General features: G+C 63.7%; 23 protein-coding genes and 1 riboswitch. Of the genes, 13 read left to right on the top strand and 10 right to left on the bottom strand.

The genetic code is table 11. From position 1 onward, the window contains the following. Positions 1-8: 8 nt before the first annotated feature. The 4 genes from AC04SH_RS10940 to AC04SH_RS10955 form a co-directional block, all read right to left on the bottom strand. On the bottom strand, positions 9-1,193 hold the full coding sequence (locus AC04SH_RS10940; protein ID WP_112565159.1) for a malate--CoA ligase subunit beta: 1,185 nt from the start codon (positions 1,191-1,193) through the stop codon (positions 9-11). 76 nt (positions 1,194-1,269) lie between these two features. Beyond that, positions 1,270-2,232, bottom strand: coding sequence for an HpcH/HpaI aldolase/citrate lyase family protein (locus AC04SH_RS10945; protein WP_477310806.1), 963 nt, complete (start codon positions 2,230-2,232; stop codon positions 1,270-1,272). A 10-nt stretch (positions 2,233-2,242) separates the two neighbouring features. After that, positions 2,243-3,433 (bottom strand): aminotransferase class V-fold PLP-dependent enzyme, encoded by a 1,191-nt coding sequence (locus AC04SH_RS10950; RefSeq protein WP_488575019.1) that lies wholly within the window; start codon positions 3,431-3,433, stop codon positions 2,243-2,245. A 146-nt stretch (positions 3,434-3,579) separates the two neighbouring features. After that, complete coding sequence (locus AC04SH_RS10955; RefSeq protein WP_488575020.1) at positions 3,580-4,248, bottom strand: LuxR C-terminal-related transcriptional regulator; 669 nt, start codon at positions 4,246-4,248, stop codon at positions 3,580-3,582. 394 nt (positions 4,249-4,642) lie between these two features. Between AC04SH_RS10955 and mgtE the strand changes: the two genes are divergently transcribed. Beyond that, complete coding sequence (gene mgtE / locus AC04SH_RS10960) at positions 4,643-6,061, top strand: magnesium transporter (protein WP_488575021.1); 1,419 nt, start codon at positions 4,643-4,645, stop codon at positions 6,059-6,061. Positions 6,062-6,220: 159 nt separating this feature from the next. Further along, positions 6,221-6,607, top strand: coding sequence for a MerR family transcriptional regulator (locus AC04SH_RS10965; protein WP_112565167.1), 387 nt, complete (start codon positions 6,221-6,223; stop codon positions 6,605-6,607). Between the two features lie 269 nt (positions 6,608-6,876). On the opposite strand, the gene AC04SH_RS10970 is transcribed toward AC04SH_RS10965, so the two are convergent. Together AC04SH_RS10970 and AC04SH_RS10975 are read right to left on the bottom strand one after the other, a co-directional pair. After that, positions 6,877-7,368, bottom strand: a complete 492-nt coding sequence (locus tag AC04SH_RS10970) for a methyltransferase family protein (protein ID WP_488575022.1) — start codon at positions 7,366-7,368, stop codon at positions 6,877-6,879. Next, positions 7,365-8,366 carry a heparan-alpha-glucosaminide N-acetyltransferase gene (locus AC04SH_RS10975; protein WP_488575023.1) on the bottom strand — a complete coding sequence of 334 codons (1,002 nt, stop codon included), beginning with the start codon at positions 8,364-8,366 and terminating at the stop codon, positions 7,365-7,367. Before AC04SH_RS10975 ends, AC04SH_RS10970 begins: the two co-directional genes overlap by 4 nt. Before the next feature lie 96 nt (positions 8,367-8,462). Between AC04SH_RS10975 and AC04SH_RS10980 the strand changes: the two genes are divergently transcribed. Beyond that, positions 8,463-8,639 carry a hypothetical protein gene (locus tag AC04SH_RS10980; RefSeq protein ID WP_488575024.1) on the top strand — a complete coding sequence of 59 codons (177 nt, stop codon included), beginning with the start codon at positions 8,463-8,465 and terminating at the stop codon, positions 8,637-8,639. Here AC04SH_RS10980 and AC04SH_RS10985 read toward each other — a convergent pair whose 3' ends face one another. Continuing rightward, the gene (locus AC04SH_RS10985) at positions 8,640-9,803 is read right to left on the bottom strand and encodes an aromatic ring-hydroxylating oxygenase subunit alpha (protein WP_488575025.1); all 1,164 of its coding nucleotides are present in this window, start codon (positions 9,801-9,803) and stop codon (positions 8,640-8,642) included. A 121-nt stretch (positions 9,804-9,924) separates the two neighbouring features. Between AC04SH_RS10985 and AC04SH_RS10990 the strand changes: the two genes are divergently transcribed. From AC04SH_RS10990 to cobO, 5 genes are all read left to right on the top strand, one after another. After that, positions 9,925-10,617 (top strand): gamma-glutamylcyclotransferase, encoded by a 693-nt coding sequence (locus AC04SH_RS10990; protein WP_488575026.1) that lies wholly within the window; start codon positions 9,925-9,927, stop codon positions 10,615-10,617. Positions 10,618-10,684: 67 nt separating this feature from the next. Further along, a riboswitch (cobalamin riboswitch) is annotated at positions 10,685-10,879 on the top strand. A gap of 36 nt (positions 10,880-10,915) precedes the next feature. Beyond that, the gene (locus AC04SH_RS10995; RefSeq protein WP_112565177.1) at positions 10,916-11,095 is read left to right on the top strand and encodes a CbtB domain-containing protein; all 180 of its coding nucleotides are present in this window, start codon (positions 10,916-10,918) and stop codon (positions 11,093-11,095) included. Positions 11,096-11,110: 15 nt separating this feature from the next. Continuing rightward, positions 11,111-11,911, top strand: coding sequence for a CbtA family protein (locus AC04SH_RS11000; RefSeq protein WP_488575027.1), 801 nt, complete (start codon positions 11,111-11,113; stop codon positions 11,909-11,911). After that, positions 11,904-12,416, top strand: coding sequence for a bifunctional adenosylcobinamide kinase/adenosylcobinamide-phosphate guanylyltransferase (gene cobU / locus AC04SH_RS11005; protein ID WP_488575028.1), 513 nt, complete (start codon positions 11,904-11,906; stop codon positions 12,414-12,416). Before AC04SH_RS11000 ends, cobU begins: the two co-directional genes overlap by 8 nt. Further along, positions 12,416-13,030: a cob(I)yrinic acid a,c-diamide adenosyltransferase gene (cobO, locus tag AC04SH_RS11010; RefSeq protein WP_488575029.1), complete on the top strand. Its 615-nt coding sequence runs from the start codon at positions 12,416-12,418 to the stop codon at positions 13,028-13,030. The genes cobU and cobO overlap by 1 nt, the downstream gene beginning before the upstream one ends. Before the next feature lie 252 nt (positions 13,031-13,282). On the opposite strand, the gene cbiB is transcribed toward cobO, so the two are convergent. Then, positions 13,283-14,260 (bottom strand): adenosylcobinamide-phosphate synthase CbiB, encoded by a 978-nt coding sequence (cbiB, locus tag AC04SH_RS11015; RefSeq protein WP_488575030.1) that lies wholly within the window; start codon positions 14,258-14,260, stop codon positions 13,283-13,285. Here cbiB and cobD point away from each other — a divergent pair. Together cobD and AC04SH_RS11025 are read left to right on the top strand one after the other, a co-directional pair. Then, on the top strand, positions 14,259-15,314 hold the full coding sequence (gene cobD / locus AC04SH_RS11020) for a threonine-phosphate decarboxylase CobD (RefSeq protein ID WP_488575195.1): 1,056 nt from the start codon (positions 14,259-14,261) through the stop codon (positions 15,312-15,314). The genes cbiB and cobD overlap by 2 nt on opposite strands. Further along, positions 15,311-15,820, top strand: a complete 510-nt coding sequence (locus AC04SH_RS11025; RefSeq protein WP_488575031.1) for a tyrosine phosphatase family protein — start codon at positions 15,311-15,313, stop codon at positions 15,818-15,820. Before cobD ends, AC04SH_RS11025 begins: the two co-directional genes overlap by 4 nt. A gap of 14 nt (positions 15,821-15,834) precedes the next feature. On the opposite strand, the gene AC04SH_RS11030 is transcribed toward AC04SH_RS11025, so the two are convergent. Continuing rightward, complete coding sequence (locus AC04SH_RS11030; protein WP_488575032.1) at positions 15,835-16,638, bottom strand: creatininase family protein; 804 nt, start codon at positions 16,636-16,638, stop codon at positions 15,835-15,837. A gap of 135 nt (positions 16,639-16,773) precedes the next feature. Next, positions 16,774-17,157, bottom strand: a complete 384-nt coding sequence (locus AC04SH_RS11035) for a RidA family protein (protein WP_488575033.1) — start codon at positions 17,155-17,157, stop codon at positions 16,774-16,776. Positions 17,158-17,410: 253 nt separating this feature from the next. On the opposite strand from AC04SH_RS11035, the gene AC04SH_RS11040 reads away from it, so the two are divergent. Genes AC04SH_RS11040 through AC04SH_RS11050 form a run of 3 tightly spaced genes read left to right on the top strand, consistent with a single transcriptional unit; the run spans position 17,411 to position 20,080 of the window. After that, positions 17,411-18,415: an ABC transporter substrate-binding protein gene (locus tag AC04SH_RS11040; RefSeq protein ID WP_488575034.1), complete on the top strand. Its 1,005-nt coding sequence runs from the start codon at positions 17,411-17,413 to the stop codon at positions 18,413-18,415. 17 nt (positions 18,416-18,432) lie between these two features. Then, on the top strand, positions 18,433-19,242 hold the full coding sequence (locus tag AC04SH_RS11045) for an ABC transporter ATP-binding protein (RefSeq protein WP_488575196.1): 810 nt from the start codon (positions 18,433-18,435) through the stop codon (positions 19,240-19,242). After that, positions 19,229-20,080, top strand: coding sequence for an ABC transporter permease (locus tag AC04SH_RS11050; protein ID WP_488575035.1), 852 nt, complete (start codon positions 19,229-19,231; stop codon positions 20,078-20,080). Before AC04SH_RS11045 ends, AC04SH_RS11050 begins: the two co-directional genes overlap by 14 nt. The last annotated feature ends 162 nt before the right edge of the window (positions 20,081-20,242 follow it).

The raw sequence follows: 20,242 nt of genomic DNA on the forward strand, positions 1-20,242 counted from the left end.
GACCTCCCTCAGGCTGCTTTTTTCTTGGTGGCCGCGCGCCAGGCGGCGACGGCTTTTTCGGCGGCTTCGGCCAGCGTGTCGGCAACGATCACCGCCTCGCCGGAATCGGCCAGGATGCGGCGCCCTTCCTCGGCCTTGGTGCCCGAAAGCCTGACCACCAGCGGCACGTTGACGCCGACCTCGCGGATCGCCTTGATGACGCCCTCGGCGACCCAGTCGCAGCGGTTGATGCCGGCGAAGATGTTGACCAGGATGGTCTCGACATTCTTGTCGCCGAGCACCGCGCGGAAGGATTTTGCCACCCGTTCGGGCGAGGCGCCGCCACCGATGTCGAGGAAGTTGGCCGGTTCGCCGCCGGCGATCTTGATCATGTCCATGGTCGCCATGGCGAGACCGGCGCCATTGATGATGCAGCCTATATTGCCGTCGAGGCCGACATAGGAGAGGCCGCGGTCGCTTGCAAAAGTTTCGCGCGGGTCTTCCTGGCTCTTGTCGCGCAGTTCGGAAATTTCCGGCCGACGGAACAACGCGTTCTCGTCGAACGACATTTTGGCGTCGAGCGCGATCAGGTTGCCGTCGCGGGTCACCACCAGCGGATTGATCTCCAGCATCGAGGCGTCGTAGTCGCGAAACACCTGGTAGCAACTGAAGATGGTTTCGGTCGCCTTGCCGATCAGATTGTGGTCGAGGCCGAGCCCGAATGCGATTTCGCGCGCCTGAAAACGCTGCATGCCGACGCCGGGATCGACGGAGGTGCGCAGGATGGAATTGGGCGCCTTCTCGACGATGTCCTCGATCTCCATGCCGCCGGCGGCCGAGGCCACGATCATGACGCGCTCTTCCTTGCGGTCGAGGACGAAGCCGACATAGAGCTCCTGCGCGATATCGACGGCTTCCTCGAGATAGAGCCTCGAGATCAGCTTGCCGCGCGGACCGGTCTGCTGGGTCACCAGCTTGCGGCCGAGCATCGCCTCGGCGGCATTGGAGATCTCCTCGTCATTGGCGCAGAGCTTTATGCCGCCCGCCTTGCCACGGGCGCCGGAATGCACCTGCGCCTTCAAGACCCATTTGCTGCCGCCGATCTCTCGTGCGCGATAGGTCGCCTGCTCGGGGCTGTAGGCCAGCCCGCCGCGCGGCACGTGCACGCCGTGGCGGGCGAGCAGTTCCTTGGCCTGATATTCGTGGATGTCCATTTTGTCCTCCCGGTATTTCTCTTTGTTTTTCCGCAATTCCGGACGGAAAACCGCTCACACTTTTCCTGGAATTGCTCTATTGCGCGGCGACGTGCGGTTGGCGGGCGCGTTCGATGGCTTCGTTGACCACCAGAACATTGCGCGCCATGCGCTCCGACGCGGCGTCGATCATCTTGCCGTCGAGGGCTGCCGCTCCCTTGCCCTGCGCCTCCGCCTCCTTCAGCACTTCGAGGATGCGCCTGGCGCGGGTGACCTCTTTTTCCGGTGGCGAGAAGACGTCGTTGGCAAGCGCGATCTGCGAGGGGTGGATCGCCCATTTGCCTTCGATGCCGAGAGCGGCGGCGCGCCTGGCGCCGGCGATGTAGCCTTCCGGATCGGAGAAGTCGCCGAACGGCCCGTCAATGGCGCGCAAGCCGTAGGCGCGGCAGGCGACGGTCATCCGTGACAAAGCGAAATGCCACTGGTCGCCGGGATAGTCGGGGTTGAGCCCGCCAATGTTGACGGTGCGCGCCTTGCAGCTTGCGGCATAGTCGGCGACGCCGAAATGCATGGCTTCCAGCCGGCCGGGGGTGGCGGCAATCGCCTCGACATTGGCCATGCCGAGCGCTGTCTCGATCAGCGCTTCCAGGCCGACGCGGGTCTTGTAGCCCTTGGCCATCTCGATCTGGTTGACCATGGCCTCGACCATATAGAGGTCCGCCGGCACGCCGACCTTCGGCACCAGGATGGTGTCCAGCCGGTCACCGGCCTGTTCCATGACATCGACCACGTCGCGGTACATGTAATGGGTGTCGAGGCCGTTGATGCGTACCGAGACGGTCTTGCCCTTGGCGCGCCAGTCAATGTCGTTCAGCGCCTGGATGATGTTCTTGCGGGCGCGTTCCTTGTCGGGCGGGGCGACCGCGTCCTCGATGTCGAGGAAGATGAAGTCGGCGGCGCTGTTGGCCGCCTTGTCGATCATCTCCGGGCTGGAGCCGGGAACGGCGAGTTCGCTGCGCTGCAGCCGCAGCTTCTTCAGATGGTTGATGGTGTGGCTCATCGTCGGTTCCTCACGCCGCTTCGGCGACCGGCACGGCGGCCGAGGCACGGAAATGCTGGATGGCGGCGCCGACGCCGGAGCCGGGCGCCAGCCGCACGCCGCAGTCGAGCAGCGTGAGTTCAGCCGCCGAGAGCGAGGCCAGCACCATCACCTCGTTCAGCCAGCCGAGATGGCCGATGCGGAACACCTTGCCGGCCACCTTGTTCAGGCCGCCGCCGAGGGATGTCTGGTAGGCCCCGTATGCGCGTTTGACGACATTGGCGCTGTCGATGCCCTCCGGCACCAGAATGGCGCTGACCGTATCGGAGTGCCATTTCGGCGCCTTGGCGCAGAGCTTCAGGCCCCAGGCGTCGACCGCCTTGCGCACGCCTTCGGCGAGGCGGTGGTGACGGGCGAAGATGTTCTCCAGCCCTTCCTCGGCGATCAGGTCGAGCGAGGCGCGCAGGCCGCGCAGCAACTGTGTAGCCGGCGTATAAGGGAAATAGCCCGTGTCGTTGACGCGGATCATGTCTTCGAATGAGAAGAAGCAGCGCCGGTGCGTTGCAGTCTTCGAAGCTGCCAGCGCCTTCTGGCTGACGGAGAGGAAGCCGAGGCCGGCGGGCAGCATGAAACCTTTCTGCGAGCCGCTGACGGCGCAGTCGACGCCCCATTCTTCCTGGCGGAAATCGATCGAGCCGATCGACGAGACGCCGTCGACAAAGAGCAGGGCAGGGTGGTTGGCGTCGTCGAGCGCGGCGCGACAGCCGGCGACGTCGCTGGTCACGCCGGTCGCCGTCTCATTCTGGGTGCAGAAGACCGCCTTGATGCGGTGCGCCTTGTCGTCCTTAAGCCGCTCGGCATAGAGTTCGAGCGGCACGCCGGTGCCCCATTCGCAGTCGATGACATCGACCTCGAAGCCGAGGCGTTCGGCCATGTCGACCCACAGATGCGAGAACTGGCCGAAGCGCGACATCAGCACGCGATCGCCGGGGCTGAGCACATTGGTCATCGCCGCTTCCCAGGCGCCGGTGCCGGAGGAGGGGTAGATGAAGACGCGGCCGGTCTCGTTCTTGAAGACTTTCTTGATGTCCTCGAACAGCGGCAGCGTGAGATCGGGGAAGGATGCGGCGCGCATATCCTCCATCGGCAGGTTCATTGCCTGCCGGACCTGTTCGGGAATGTTGGTCGGTCCGGGAATGAAAAGATGGGTGAAACCGGCCATGATGCGAACTCCTCCTGATCCAGCAAAGCGGTGATGGGGAGTTTCGTTTCGGCGGCTAAAGGCAACAACACCTTGCCGGGTAACATCTTGCCGCGTGCGGGTGGGGGCGGCCTACCCGGTTGGCCTACCCGCGGCCTGTCGCTTGCCTACCCGAAAGGCTGCTTCTGGGTACGCCTCTCGCGCGCATAAAGTGCAACGGCCATCGCCCGGTTGCGGACGTCGAGCTTGTCGTAGAGATTCTTGAGGTGGTATTTCACCGTGTTCTCGGAAATCCCTGTCCGCGTTGCGATCTGCAAATTGGTCCAGCCGTCGGACAGCACCGCCAGCAGCTCGCGCTCGCGCACGGTGAGCTGCGACAAGGGCGTGTCGTTGACCTTGTTGATGTCGATATAGGGGATGCAGATGCGGCCATGCGCGACCGCCAGGATGGTTTCGAAGATGATCGACGGATCGTCGAACTGGAAGCAGTAGCCCTGGGCACCGAGCCGCACGCACTGCTTCAGAATGCCGATGTCATGGTCGTTGGAGAACACTGCGATGCGCACGCCGAGCTTGCGGCTGTGAACCTCGGCCAGCACATCGGCGCCGTCCATGTCGGCGAGCTTCCAGCCGATGACGGCGACGTCGAATTCGCCTTCCGCTGCCAGTTCGAGGAAATGCCTGCCGCTTTGCACGCAGGCCAGGAGCTCGAAGCGCCCGTCGCAGTCCAGCATTTCGCGCAAGGCCGATACGACGAGCGGGTTGCGTTCGGCCACGACCACGCGCACGCGCGGTTCTGCGGTTGCCTTGGGTTCTGTCTGCGACCTGATCTTCAAGGGCTTCCGGCTATTCTGGTTGCAATCTAAGCGGTCCGGCCATTGCCTGGGACCTGCATCATGACAATTCTGCCCCAACCGTGCGGGGGTGCTCTTTCCCCAGCGACATGCGCTGTCGCGCTGCCTTAAGCCGGAACGCGTGCTGTTTCGATGGCAACGACAGGGTTCCGGTGTGGCCGGCACCGTCGCTTCACGGCAAAAAGGCGCCAACCGCCAAGCGGCCATTTCGCTTGAAATTCCCGTGCGTTAGAGCGACAGCTTGCGTTGTCGAATCGTGTTGCGGCCCTATCTACTTTCGTCTGAGCGCCGGACCCAAAACCGGTTTTCAGTTTTCAAGATCATGGTCTAGACCTGACGGACACCTTTTCCCAAGGGATGATGGCGGGAGGCGCTGGTGGAAAGCCAGGACGAACAAACGAGCGGCGCCAAAGCCGCTGACGATGCCCACGCTGACATCTATGGCGAGGACGGCGCCGTTCTGTCGTCCTTCCTCGCCCAGATCGGGGCTGCGATCGCCGATCGCGACACGCTGACGCTGAAGCGCGAAGTCGACGACCTGCACCAGTCCGAACTCGGCGACCTGCTCGAAGCGCTGCATCCCGAACAGCGCCGCGCGCTTGTCGAACTGCTTGGCGCCGATTTCGACTTTTCGGCGCTGACCGAGGTCGACGAGGCGATCCGCCGCGATATCGTCGACAATATGCCCAATGCGCAAATTGCCCAGGGCATGCAGGACCTCGATTCCGACGACGCGGTCTACATTCTCGAAGACCTCGAGAAGGAAGACCAGGACGAGATCCTGTCGCAGCTGCCGTTTACGGAACGGATCAGGCTGCGGCGTTCGCTCGACTATCCTGAAGAGACGGCCGGCCGCCGCATGCAGACCGAGTTTGTCGCGGTACCGCCATTCTGGACCATCGGTCAGACCATCGACTACATGCGCGAAGACAAGAACTTGCCCGAGCGCTTCAGCCAGATCTTCGTCATCGATCCGAGCTTCAAGCTGCTCGGCGCGATCGATCTCGATCAGATCCTGCGCACCAAGCGCGCGACCAAGGTCGGGGAGGTCATGCATGAGACCAGGCATGCCATTCCGGCCACGATGGACCAGGAAGAGGCGGCGCGGGAGTTCGAGCAATACGATCTACTCTCCGCCGCCGTCGTCGACGAGAACGAGCGGCTGGTCGGCGTGCTGACCATCGACGACGTCGTCGACGTCATCCAGCAGGAGGCCGAGGAAGATCTGTTGCGCATGGGCGGCGTCGGTGACGAAGAACTGTCCGATAGCATTCTGTCGACCTCGCGCTCGCGCGTGCCCTGGCTGCTGGTCAATCTGCTGACCGCGTTCCTGGCGGCTTCGGTGATCGGCCTGTTCGACCGCACCATCGAGCATATCGTGGCACTGGCCGTGCTGATGCCGATCGTGGCCGGCATGGGCGGCAATGCCGGCTCGCAGACCATGACCGTGACGGTGCGGGCACTGGCGACCAAGGACCTCGACATCTACAATGCCGGCCGCATCATCCGCCGCGAGATGGGCGTGGGCTCCATCAACGGCATCATTTTCGCCGTGCTGATCGGCATCGTCGCGGCGGCGTGGTTCCGCGATCCCAATCTGGGCGGCATCATCGCCGCTGCGATGATCATCAACATGTTCGTGGCAGCCCTTGCCGGCATCCTGATCCCGCTGCTGCTCGACCGGTTCAAGATCGATCCGGCTGTGGCGTCAGCGGTTTTCGTCACCACGGTCACCGACGTCGTCGGTTTTTTCGCCTTTCTCGGACTGGCCACATGGTGGTTCGCTATCCCTTGAAGAAACAGGGCATCGCGCCGCCAATTGACTTTTACGTAAATGCCGTGCGACGCTGTCTCGGGGTTTCCTGCCGAGTCCGGTATGGAGCGGGTTTGATCGGAATTGGGGGAGGTGCCGCGCAGGCGGCCGCTGACTCATGTTCCGGCATTTGGAGCAATGATGCGGGAATACTATACGATCACCGAGCTGACGCGCGAATTCGATGTGTCGACGCGCACGCTACGCTTTTACGAGGATGAGGGGCTGGTGCAGCCGGTGCGGCGCGGCCGCACAAGGCTGTTTCGCCCTTCGGACCGGCATCTGATCCGCCAGATCATGCGAGGAAAACGGCTCGGTTTCTCGATCAACGAGATCCGTGAAATCATCCAGATGTACAAGGAGCCGCCCGGCGAGGTCGGTCAACTCAACCTGATGATCAAGCGCATCGAGGAAAAGCGCGAGGATTTGCGCCAGAAGCGACGCGATCTGGAGGAGACGCTGGCGGAGCTCGACCAGGCGGAGGAGTCCTGCGTCGAGCGGCTGGTGGAGTTGGGTGTGAATACCTGAGGGTCGCTCCGCAGGCTATTGGTTCCAACTTCTGAAGGTTGGTGCTGCCCCTCATCCCCCTGCCGGGACCTTCTCCCCGTATAGTGACGGGGAGAAGGGGTTGAACGAGGCGCCGGCCCTTTTCTGCAACGCCGACAATTGGCGAAACCTTCGGCCAAAGGGCCCTTTCTCCCCGTCACTATACGGGGAGAAATGTCCGGCAGGACAATGAGGGGCAGCGCCAACGTTCGAACTCGAGCGAATGCCTTTCGCCTGCGAACCTCATACCCTCAGATCCAGCGCCTGACCCGCTTGGCGTAGTCGCGGTACTTCTTGCCGAATTTGGCGGCCAGAACTTTTTCCTCTTTTTCGATCGCGACCTTCTGGGTGGCGAAGGCTGCGATCAGGGCCAGCGGCAGGAACCATACGATCCCCGAAACGAAGGCGACGCCGATGAGCATCAGCGTGTTGGCGAGATACATCGGATTGCGGGTGACGCCGAACGGGCCTGACGTCACCAGATGCTCCGGCACGCCATTGGGATTCATCGTGGTCCTGGCGCGCATCATGGCGCGGATGGCGGTGAACCAGAGGGCGGCGACGGCAAACAGCACCACAAAGCCGGCCGCGAACAGGAGGTCGCCAAGGAGATCGCCGATCCAGGGCAGGGGATAGAAGAGGCCAAGCACGATGCTGATGGCGATGGCGGCGCAGTAGATCAGCGGCGGCCAGGGAATCACCCCTGCTTTTGCCGGCCCGGGTTTTGCAAGCTTGTCGGTCATTGTTGCCCTCCCTGCGTCATCGGGCTCTCCTCCGTTTTGGCGGTGCAGATGCCGGCGAGTTCAGCGAGATGCGCCTTGAACTCCGGGGTCTGTTCGCCATTGTAGAGCCGGTCGAATGCCGCCTCGCCTTGCAGCGTTTCCAGCATGCACACACAATAGCTGGCGCAGAACTCCGTGTCGCGCTGCTGTTCGCAGGATACCTGGCATTCCTTGAGGAAGACCACTTCCCGTGTCTCGACCGGCGCCGGCGCGATCTGCGAGAACAGCCAGACACAGCCGAACAGCAGCGGCTGGTGGATCAGGTAGAACGCCAGGCTGTGGCGGCCGATGAAGGTGAGCGGCTTGGCCCAGCTTCCGGGTGTCAGCGTCGCCAGCCGCGCCAGCAAGCCGGTGGTAGACGCCAGCTTTGCCGTCGCAATGCCGACAAGCACCGCGCCGAACCAGGGAAACAGCGGCACATAGTCGTTGGAGCGCGGGTTGATCGCCGACAGACCGACCCACCAAAGTGCTGGATGATCGAAGGCCTCGGATCGGAGATAGAGGGGCGCTGCGATCACCACTGCCGCCACGACCAGCGTCAGCAAGGACGGCAGTCGCAGGAGCAGCAAACCAAGCAGGCTGGCCAGCGCTATCTCGTGCAGGATGCCGAAGAAGATGAAGCTGCCCGGCGTCACGAAGTATGTGACTGCAGATATGGCGGCGGCCGCCACAGCGACCATGGCAAAGCGTTTCCAGAAGCCGGTCCAGCGGATCTGCTTGCCATGGGCGAGGAACAGGCTGACGCCGACCAGGAACAGGAAGGTCGAGGCGATGCAGCGCGCATAGATCTTCCACCAGCCGAAGGCGGTGAGGCCGGGATCGGTGTAGTGGAAATTCTCGAGATCCCAGGTGAAGTGGTAGCTGGCCATGGCGATCAGCGCGATGCCGCGCACGACGTCGATGGCGACGATGCGCTTCGGTTGATCCGGAACAGGTGCGATCGGCGTTTGGATGCTCATGGTCTCGTAATCTGATTCAGCCCCTGAGGACGACTATCACGGTTGCACCGGACAAAAGAAGGCCGTGCGCGCTGGCATCGCTCGCCTCGTGGCTGCATGAGGCGGCGCTTTAGGCCAGAGCCCGAAAGGCTTTGGCCGAATTCGCTTTTGCCGCCACTGGTCTATTCGGTGGTGCTGGCGTTTTTCGGCCTGGGCTCGGTTTTCGTCACGCTCGGCCTGCTGGCCGCGGCCTGCGGCTTCGTCACCTGGCGCTATCTGCCGAAGTCACTCTAATCAGAGCGCCGCATGCCGTTCGCGCACCCAGTTGTGGAAGCGATGCAGATCGTATTCCTCAGGCATCAGCACGCCCGCTTGGTGGCGCATCGAGCGCAGGCCTTTCTGGTTGATCTCGCAGATCGCGGCATCCTCCTCCAGCACCTGGGTGCCGAAGGCGACGACATTGTCGATGTCGGTCTGAGCCAGCGCTTCGGGCGCGAACAGCCACTCGGCAGTGAGTTCGGTCTGCTCCGGCCCGAGCGGCGTCAGCCGCACGGTTCGGACATAGTCGACATGGCCGACGATAAACATCGACGGCAGATTGGTGGCATAGGTCTGGCCGGCCGCGCGTTCGGCCGGTGTTAGGCCGGAGAAGACCGGGCCATGGACGTGGCCGTCGCGCGACCAGGTCTCGGCGCCGGCGCGCAAGCCGCCGGAAAACTCCGGCGCGTCATTGTCGGCATGGCGAACCCAGTCGGGGTCGTCGTGCCGGCTCATCAGGCCGCGGCCGTAGATCGGCACCAGCCGCGACAGGTCCTTGTGGACGCCAGGGCAGTGCAGGCACTCGTTGAAGTTTTCCCAAAATATCTTCCAGTTGCAGTTCATCACCTTGCGCAGGACATGGCCTGATACCAGCGTTTCCAGCGGCCAGTTGCCGAGGTTGCCGGATGCCGGATCGAAGGATGACGCAGCCGTACCGTCGACGCTTTCAGCAAGGTTGATGAAGACAAATCCGCGCCACACCGAGAGCGCCACGCGGTAGAGCGGATGATCGGCCTTGTCGAAACCCTCGGGCAGCGATTTCGAGGGCACGCGCACCAGATCGCCGCGCAGCGAATAGGACCAGGCGTGGTAGGGGCAGGTGATGAGCCGCGCCTTCAGGCGGCCTTCGTTTTCCTGGCAAAGCTGCGAGCCGCGATGCCGGCAGGTGTTGTGGAAGGCGCGCAGTTCGCCGGTGTCGTCGCGCAGCACGACGATTTCCTGCGTGCCGACACGAAATGTCCTGAACGCCAAAGGCTGGGCAAGGTCAGCCTCGCGGCAGACGAGCAGCCAGCTTTTGTACCAGATGGCGTCGAGGTCGCGCTGGTGGGCGCCGGCGTCCCAATAGGCCGAGGACGGCAGCGTCGGCTCCAGCCGGGTCAGGCCATTATAGGGGTCGCGCTGGCTCGGATTGGGTTGCATGGCTGGCTTCCTCCCGTATACGCCAGCCGACACCCCGGCAAATCGTTTGTCAATCAGGGTGCCGCATTGCCGGTTTGAGGCACGGCGCATAATCATGTCGTGACAAGGGGGATTCGGAAAATTGGCCGCACGACAAATGTCGCTTACGCCGGAGCTGGTCGCGCGCTGCTGGCGCGAGATCAGGGACCCCGGGCCGGATCCGGACGCGATGCATCTGGATGACAGCGACTACGATGCGCTGCTGGATGAATTGCAGGCCGAGCTCCCTGACAGCGAACCGCTGTGGCTGTTCGGCTATGGCTCGCTGATCTGGAAGCCGGAAATCGATTATGTCGAGGACCGCGTTGCGCTGGCGCGTGGCTGGCACCGGTCTTTCTGCATGAACATGACGCGCTGGCGGGGCACCAAGGAAAGCCCCGGCCTGATGATGGCGCTCGATAGCGGCGGACAGTGCAAAGGCGTCGCCTTCCGGCTGGCCGACGACAACCGGCGAGAACAGCTGGGCCGGCTTTTCCGGCGCGAAGTTACGCTGAAGCCGACAAGTTACCGGCCGCGCATGCTGAAGCTTGCAAGCGAGGCCGGTCCGCTCAGGGCGCTGGCTTTCGTCATCAACCGCAACGGCCTGACCTATTCCGGCCCGCTCGACGAGACGAAGGTCGTCGACAGGCTGGCGACATCCTGCGGGCACTGGGGGTCGGGCGCCGACTATCTCTACAACACGGTGAAGAATCTGGAGGAGCGCGGCATTCACGACCGCCATCTGTGGCGGCTGCAGCGGCTGGTCGCCGAGCGGATCACCGCCTTGAACCCGTAGCGCCGCATGGCGCATTCGCGCTGTTGGCCGGCGGAATTTGGTTTGCCGGATGCGGCTGTTTCAGCCTATAGTCACGCATGTCGTCGGTTCCGTTAGGGACCAAGAGGGAATGCGGTGAGGGCTGACTTGTTGCCCAATGCCGTGGCTGCCCCCGCAACTGTGTGCGGTAGTCCTCTCCAAGCCACTGAGGATTTCTCTTCGGGAAGGTGGGGAAGGGCGCTGATCCGCGAGCCAGGAGACCTGCCGGCGACAGGGAACTGACTTCGATGCCCTCGGGTGGAGGGCGAAAGGACAAGATATGAATACCGCTTCCGTTTCTCTCGGCGCTTCCGTTTCCTCGCAGTCGCGCTTCATGCAGCTCGTGCTTAGCGCGTTTCTGGGCATTTTCGTCATCGGCGTTGTCGGCTTCTCGCATATCGATGCGGTCCACAATGCCGCGCATGACTATCGCCATTCGATGGCGTTTCCCTGCCACTGACGAGGATCTGACATCATGAACCTGTTTCGCAACGTCGTGTTTATCGCGGCGATCGCAGGGCTCGTGGCCGGCGTCGTTCTCGCCTGCATGCAGGCCTATGCCACCGATCCTCTGATTTACAAGGCTGAAGTTTTTGAGAAGGCCGGCAATGGTCACCATCACGATCATGCCGCTCCAGCCGCAGCGGATACCGATGCCATGAGCACCGCCGCGCCACCCGAAAGTGCCATGAGCAGCGCAGCATCAGCACCGGCTGAAGCAGCCGCGCCGGCGGAGGACGAAGGCTGGGCGCCGGCCGATGGCTTCGAACGCTTCGCCTTCAGCGTGCTGGCCAATATCGTCACCGGCATCGGTTTCGCGCTGGTCCTGGTGGCGGTTTCCGAATTCGCCGGAGGCATCGGCAACTGGCGCCAGGGCATATTCTGGGGCCTGGCCGGCTTTGCCGTGTTCACGCTCGCGCCGGGCCTCGGCCTGCCGCCGGAACTGCCGGCGATGCCTGCGGCCAATCTCACCCAGCGCCAGATCTGGTGGTGGGCAACGGTGGCGGCGACTGCGGCCGGTCTGGGCTTGCTTGCCTTCCGCAAGTCGTTGCCGCTGGCGATCCTTGCGGTGGCCTTGATCGTGGCGCCGCATGTCGTCGGCGCGCCGCAGCCGGACAACTACGTGACGTCGATCCCCGAAGGCCTGCATCACCAGTTTGTGGTAGCGTCGACGGTGACCAATCTGGTGTTCTGGCTGGTGCTCGGCGCCGTCATCGGCGTGGTGCGCGGACGCTTTACCGGCGCAGCCACCAACCTGCGCGACAGCTTTGCCTGATCGCAGTTTGACCTTCATCATCGGCGGTGCGCGCTCCGGCAAGAGCGCGCATGCCGAAACCCTGGCGATGGCGCTGCCGCCGCCATGGGCCTATATCGCCACCGCTGAAGCCTACGATGACGAGATGCGTGAGCGCATTGCGCAACACAGGTCGCGGCGCGGCGAGGGCTGGGCGACCATCGATGCGCCGCTCGATCTTGCCGGTGCGCTCGAGGCCTCGCCGGAGAATCAGCCGGTGCTTGTCGATTGCCTGACGCTGTGGCTGACCAATCATATGCTTTCCGACCATGATCTCGAGGCGGAGTGCCGGCGGTTGGCCGATGTGCTGTCGCGGCCGCGCGGACCGTGGTTCGTGGTCTCCAATGAAGTCGGGCAAGGCATCGTGCCCGACAATGCGCTGGCACGCCGGTTCAGAGACGCCGCCGGCCGGCTAAACCAGCAGATCGCGGCAATTGCCGATACGGTGCTATTGATGGTGGCCGGGCTGCCGCTCAAGGTGAAATGATGACCGACATCGACGCAAAAGACGAAGAGCGCCATCGCGCCAAAATGGCCAAGCGCAAGGCGATGCAGGATGCCGAGGTTGCGGAAAAAACGGTCGAGAAGGGACTGCTCATCGTCAACACCGGGCCTGGCAAGGGCAAGACCACCGCGGCGTTCGGGCTGGCGCTGCGCATGCTCGGCTACGGCAAGCGCGTCGGCGTCGTCCAGTTCATCAAGGGCAAATGGCACACCGGCGAGAAGGATGCCTTCGCGGCGTTCGGCGACCGCGTCGTCTGGCACACGATGGGCGAGGGGTTCACCTGGGAAACGCAGGATTTGAAGCGCGACATTGCGGCCGCTGAGGCAGCCTGGGCCAAGGCGCTGGAGTTGATCGCCGATCCGTCCATCAGCCTTGTCGTGCTCGACGAACTGAACATTGCGCTACGCTATGATTACCTCGATCTCGACAAGGTCGTGGCGGCCCTAAAGGCGCGGCGCGAAGGCCTGCATGTCGTCGTCACCGGCCGCAATGCCAAGCCGGCGCTGGTCGAGGCGGCGGACCTTGTCACCGAAATGGGCGTGACCAAGCATCATTTTTCGGCCGGCGTGAAGGCGCAGCAGGGGATTGAGTTCTAGGGGGTATTTTACCCTCCCCCTTGTGGGGGTGAGAAGTGGTCCGCGTAGCGGACGAAAAACCAATTGCTTGGCTTTTCGAGCTTCGAACGCCCTGGGCCTGCGAAGGGCCGGGTTGACAATTGGCTAGCCCGGCCGGGTCCCCGCTGCCTGCGGCAGCGTCCCGGCGTTCGCCGGCCTTTCAGCGCGCCACTGGCGCGCCGAATTCGCTACGCGAACCGGCTGCTCACCCCCACAAGGGGGAGGGTAAAGCTGTCAGAACGTTACCGCGATCAGTATCGCCGAGAGCAACCCGAACAGGCCGATCAGCAGATAGTCCGCCACCTGGTAGAGCTTCAGTGCCCGCCTGATGTCCAGGCTCTCGGCTTCGCGGCGGCCGCCTTCGCCCATGAACGCGTCCTCGACGACAACGCCGCCATAGCTGCGCGGGCCGGCGAGCGCCAGGCCGAGCGCGCCGGCCATTGCCGCTTCCGGCCAGCCGGCATTGGGCGAGCGGTGTTTTTTCGCATCGCGCCGCACTGCTTGCCAAGCATTGCGGGGGTCAGCGTCGCGGACGAGAAAGGCCGCGCCGATGATCAGCAGTGCGGTCAGCCGGGAGGCCGGCAGGTTGATCCAGTCGTCGAAAAATGCTGCCGCGCGGCCGAAGGCCTCGTGGCGCGGGGTGCGATGACCGATCATCGAATCGGCGGTGTTGGCCACCTTGTAGGCGACGCCGCCAGCTAGCCCGCAAACACCGGTCCAGAAGGCGGGGGCGACGATGCCGTCGGAGAAATTCTCGGCCAGGCTTTCGATGGCGGCCCGGCTGACGCCGGCGTGGTCGAGCTTTTCGGGATCGCGGCCGACAATGCGGGCAACCGCAATGCGGCCGAGCGCCAGCCCTCCGGTGTCCAGCGCGTCGGCCACCGCTTCGACATGTTCGGTGAGGCTCTTCTGCGATAGCAGCGACGAGGCCAAGATCGCGGTGAGGATCATGCCGGCAGGAAAGAGCTGCCAGAGCAGGATTTGCACGGCGAAGGCAATCAGCGCCGGCACCAGCACGATCACCAGCAGCGCCTGTATGCCGCGGCGACGACGCTGCGCGTCGGAATCAGTGGCGCGGTTGAGCCGGAGGTCGAGAAAGGCTATCAGCCTGCCGAACCAGGTGACGGGATGGCCAACGGCACGGAACAGCCAGTCCGGGTAGCCCAGGATGCGTTCGATGGCCAGCGACAGGAAAGCGATCAGGACCGACATGAAGCTTTCTGATGGAGCGATTGCTGCAGTGGATCACGGTGGATCCCTTGGCCGGGCGAGCGCGCTCTTCCCCCACGCGCCACAGCCTTTCGTCGATCTCTCGACAGGTATCAATCCGCACTCCTACCCGCTTTTCGATCTGCCCGCCACCGCTCTGTCGCGATTGCCGGAAGCGGCGCGTCTGCGTGAGCTGGCTAAGGTCGCCGCCGATGCCTATGGCGCGCCGTCGGCGGTGCATGTTGCATCAGCCCCGGGCACGCAGATCCTGTTGCCGCGCGTCGCCTCGCTGGTGAGCCCCGGCCGGACGTTGGTGCTGGGGCCGACCTATGCCGAGCATGCCAGGGCAGCCGCCATTGCCGGCCATGCGGTGACGGAGGTTGACGATTTCGACAGGCTCGCCGGTGCCGACCTCGCCATCGTCGTCAACCCCAACAATCCCGATGGACGCGTCGTGTCGCGGGAAAGGCTGCTGCGGCTTGCCGGGGAGTTGCGTGCCAAGGGCGGGCTGCTGGTCGTCGACGAAGCCTTCATGGATGTCGGCCCAGGGGCCGAAAGCCTTGCCGGCGATGTCGGGCAGGGCGGCATCGTCGTGCTGCGCTCGTTTGGCAAGTTTTTTGGCCTGGCCGGCCTGCGGCTCGGTTTTGCGCTATCCGAACCGCTGACGGTCGAGAGATTGGAGATGCAGTTCGGCCCCTGGGCTGTCGCCGGGCCGGCGCTGGAGTACGGTATCCGCGCGCTTGCCGACAGCGGCTGGCAGGCCGATATGCGCCGCCGGCTGGCCGAGGATGCCGCGCGGCTCGACGCGCTGTTCGGTCGGTTTGGCATTCCCGTCGCCGGTGGCACGACGCTGTTTCGCTATCTCCGGCTGGCCGATGCGCCCGGTCTGTTTTCGGCGCTTGGCGAGTGCGGCATCCTGCTCCGGCATTTTTCCGACCGCCCGCAGGCGCTGCGCGCGGGGCTGCCGGGTAGTCAGGAGGAATGGCAGCGGCTTGAATCGGCGCTTGCCGGCTGGGACGCACGGCGCGACGATAGCGCCAGGGAGATCGCGCGATGATCCATGTCTGTTCGCTGTCCAAGCTTGAGGAGACGGTGGCCAGAAGCGGCGCCGAACGCGTGCTGTCGCTGCTTGCCGCCGGCACCGAGGTGATGCGGCCGGCCTCGATTGTGCGGGAAAACCACCTGCATCTGGTCATGCATGATATCGCGGTGGCGCAGGACGGCATGACCATGCCGGGCGAAGACCATGTGCGTAATCTGCTCGATTTCGCGCGCCGATGGGACCGTGCGAAGCCGATGGTCGTGCACTGCTACGCCGGCATCAGCCGCTCGACCGCCTCGGCCTACATCATCGCCGCAGCGCTGGCGCCGAAGCGCGACGAGGTGGAACTGGCGCAGACATTGCGGAAGCTTTCGCCCTCGGCGACGCCCAATCCGCGGCTGATCGCGGTAGCCGATACGTTGCTCTCACGCCAAGGCCGCATGATCGAAGCGATCGAAGCGATCGGACGTGGCGCCGACGCTTTTGAGGGCACGCCTTTCGTGTTGAAGATCGACGGCTAAGCCGCTTCGGCCCGTTACGCCAGCCAGTCGGCAAGCTTCGCCTTGCGCACGTCCTTCAACAGGGTGATGAAGCCGTCGGCCTGATGCTCCGCGGTCAGCCGGCCTTTTTCGGCCGTGGCGATCGAGGCGTTGCCGACGACGCCGTTGGGGTTGAGATCGCTGGCGATCCAGGCGAAGGCGTGCGTTCCGGTGTGGCGCAGCAGCGCAAATTCGGTCTCGGCGCGGGCGACCTTGGAGACGAAATTGTCGGCCTTGCCCATGTCGACCAGCTCCGGGCGGAAATGCAGCATCAGCGAGGTCTCGACATCGCCGCCATGAATGCCGTGGCGGTCTTCCAGTTCGGTGTACATGCCGGCCGGCCGGCCGAAGCGTTGCCAGCTGGTTTTCACCGCCAGCATCCTTTCACGCACGCGCAATTCGCGCGTGACGATGCCCATGATCTCCTCATTACCGCCATGCGAGTTGACGACGATCAGCTTGCGGACGCCGGCGCGGGCAACGGACAGGCCAAGCTCGGTCCAGGCATCGACCAGGGTCGTCGCAGGCAAAGTGAGCGTGCCCGGTGCATGCAGATGCTCGTTCGATTTGCCGACCGCCTGGACCGGCAGAATGCGGATGTCGAGATCGCCTGGCAGGCGGGCGATCACCGTCTCCAGCATGCCGTTCATGATCGAAGTGTCGGTTGATACAGGCAGATGCGGGCCGTGCTGCTCGATCGCCGCCACCGGCAGGACGGCAATGGTCGCCTCCGGGTCGATCGTAGCGTATTCGGTGGTCCGGTAATCGCCCCACCACACGCGTCTGTTTGCAACGGTCATGTCATGCCTCTTCAAGCGGATAGGCCAGCCTTAGGGCTGGAACCCGAAATTGTCGACCCGGCCCTCCGCTATGGCTTCGGGCGTTCGTCGCTTGGAAAGCCAATTCTGTGGCTTTCCCGCTTCGCGGACCACTCCTCACCCAGCCGCGATCGCCTCGACCTCGACCTTGAATTCCGGTCGCGCGAAGCCCGTCACGATCATCAGTGTCGAGGCCGGCGCCGGGCTGTTAAACAGCCGATCGCGGACATCCATATAGGGCCGCAGATGCGCGCGGTCGGTGACGTAGGCGTTGATACGCACGATGTCGGCAAGCCCGAGCCCCGCTTCAGCCAGAATCGCCGCTATGTTTTGAAAGCAGAGTTCGGCCTGGGCGCCGGCATCCTCCGGGATCTGGTCGTCCACGGTGACGGCGACCTGACCAGAGCACAGCACCAGCCGCTTGCCCGCCGGCACCTCGACGCCGTGGCTGTAGCGGGCGAAAGGTGGCTTGATCGACTTCGGGGTGAGGAATCTGAACATGGCAATCTCCGGTTTGTCGCCAACCTAGGGCCAGGCAACAAGTCCCTCAAGATGTGGTGCATGTCGCGGGGGCGATTGTGGACAGGCGTCCAAAAAATAGGCACGATGCCTCCCGCACAGCATGACCCGTCCGGTCTTGGCAATGACTGCCGCGTGAAGCAGGCAGTCCGGGCGGTGGCATGTGTCTTGCTTCTTGGACCAATGGTGTCGAGCCCGGCGCGTGACGCTCCGGAGCCAACAGAGGGTGGTGTTGATGTACGGAAAACAGAAGATTTCAGCGCTGGCGCTCGCGCTGCTTGGAGCCAGCACGCTGGGTGCGGCGGCGAACGAGAAGGTCACCTTCGGCACCAACTGGCTGGCCGAGCCCGAACATGGCGGCTACTACCAGGCCGTGGCCGACGGCACCTATGCCGCCTGCGGCCTCGATGTCACCATTTCGCAGGGCGGCCCGCAGGTCAGCGGCCGGCCGCTGCTCTTGGCCGGCAAGCTTGATTTCTACATGGGCGGCAATCTCTTGTCGGCCTTCGACGCCGTGCAACAAGGCATTCCGATGCGCGTCGTCGCGGCCGATTTCCAGAAGGACCCGCAGGTCATCATGTCCCAGCCGGGGCAGGGGCTGGACAAATGGGAAGACCTGAAGAACGCCGACCAGTACATACTGGGCGACGAGGGCGCGCAGACCTTCTTCCAGTGGATGGTGACCGAGCTCGGCTTCGATGCCGCCAAGCGCGTGCCCTACACCTTCAATCCGGCGCCCTTCATTGCCAACAAGAAGTCGATCCAGCAGGGCTATGTCACGTCCGAGCCGTTCGCGGTGCAGAAAGCCGGCGGCTTTGTGCCGAACCAGTTCCTGCTCGCCGACTATGGCTGGGACACTTATGCGACCACCGTCGAGGTCATGCAGGACACGATCGACAAGCGGCCCGAGGTCGTCCAGTGCTTCGTCGATGGCTCGGCCAAGGGCTGGTACAACTATCTCTACGGCGACAACAAAGCCGCCAACGACATGATCAAGAAGGACAATCCCGACATGACGGATGAGCAGATCGCCTTCTCGATCGAACAGCTGAAGAAATTCGGCGTGGTTGATTCCGGCGATTCGGAAAAGCTCGGCATCGGCGCCATGACCGACGCCCGCATCCAGAGTTTCTACGACAAGATGGTCAAGGCCAAGGTCGCGCAGCCCGGCATCGACATCAAGAAGGCCTACACGCTGGCCTTCATCAACAAGGGCGTCGGGCTCGAGCTGAAGAAGTAATCGTGAGACTGGAGACAATGGCGCAGGCGCCCATGACGGCATCGGGTAAAAGCCCGATGCTGCTGGCGCTGCGCCATGTCGGCAAGGTGTTTTCCAACGGCGTCACGGCGCTGAGCGATGTCGACCTGACAATCCGCGAAGGCGATTTTCTCAGCCTGCTCGGGCCGTCAGGCTGCGGCAAGTCGACGGCGCTCAGGCTGATCGCCGGCCTGTCGACGCCGACCTCAGGCGTGCTCGACTGGCGCGGCTCGATCGACCGCGCCAACATCGGCTTCGTTTTCCAGGAACCGACGCTGCTGCCCTGGGCCAATGTATTCGACAATGTCTGGCTGCCGCTGCGGCTGAAAGGCATCTCGCGGGCCAAGGCGGCGCCTGCGGTGACGGAGATGCTGGCGCGGGTGCATCTCACCGGTTTCGAAAACGCCGTGCCGCGCGAACTTTCCGGCGGCATGAAGATGCGCGTCTCGATCGCGCGCGCCATGGTGACCAAGCCGCGCATCCTGCTGATGGATGAGCCGTTCGCCGCACTCGACGAGATTACCCGCTTCAAGCTCAATAACGATCTCTTGGAGCTGTGGCAGGACGAACGCTTCACAGTCGTCTTCGTCACCCACAGTGTCTTTGAGAGCGTGTTTTTGTCCAACCGCGTCGTCGTCATGGCGGCGCGGCCGGGTCGCGTTCACGCCGAGCTTGCGATTGATGCGCCCTATCCGCGCGACGAGGTGTTTCGGACCTCGCCCGGCTACGCCGCGCTCTGCCGCCAGGCCTCGGATATCCTGGTCAACGCCATCAACACATCTGCCGGACCACATCATGACGGCCATTGAGCAAACTGCGCTGACCCTCGATCCGGAGGAGGCCGGCCGCGTGCGCCAGGAACGGCTGGAGCGGATCGGCCGATGGGTTTTGCCGCTGGCGATCATGATCCTGGCGATCTGGTTCTGGGACCGTATCTGCGTCTGGAACGAGATCCCGAAATACATCCTGCCGCGCCCGGGCGTGGTGCTGCAGACGCTCTATGACGATGCCGGGCTGCTGTTCTCTTCGCTGCTGGTAACGCTCAGGATCACCTTCCTCAGCCTGCTTCTGGCGGTGATCGGCGGTGTGGGGCTGGCGGTGCTGTTTGCGCAATCGAAATGGGTAGAGATGTCGTTCTTCCCCTTCGCCATCGTGCTGCAGGTGACGCCGATCGTCGCGATCTTCCCGCTGATCAACATCTATGTGAACAACCAGACGGTGAAGCTGCTGCTTTGCGCCTGGATCGTCGCCTTCTTCCCGATCCTGTCCAACACCACGCTCGGCCTGAATTCCGTCGACCGCAATCTGCGCGACATGTTCAAGCTCAACGGCGCCACGCGCTGGCAGCAATTGCGCTATCTCAGGCTGCCGGCGGCGATGCCGTATTTCCTCGGTGGCTTGAAGATCGCCGGCGGCCTGTCGCTGATCGGCGCCGTGGTGGCCGAGTTCGTCGCCGGCGCGCAGGGGCAATCGTCGGGGTTGGCGTCGCGCATCATCGAGGCCGGCTATCGGCTCAACGCGCCGCGGCTGTTTGCGGCGCTGATCCTGATTTCGCTGACTGGCATAGTGATCTTCCTGGTGCTGTCGCTGGTGTCGCATCTCATCCTGCGCCGCTGGCACGAGAGCGCGCTGAAGCAGGAGCGTTAGGGTGCGTGAGGTGAGCGAGATGTCGGCGCGGAGCACCCCCCTCTGGCCTGCCGGCCATCTCCCCCTCAAGGGGGGAGATTGGATGTCATTCGCGATTTCGCCAATCACCGAGGTTGCAAGATGGGCGCTGCCAGCGAAACTGCTAATCTCCCCCCTTGAGGG

It is taken from the genome of Mesorhizobium sp. CNPSo 4688 (genome assembly GCF_057784295.1).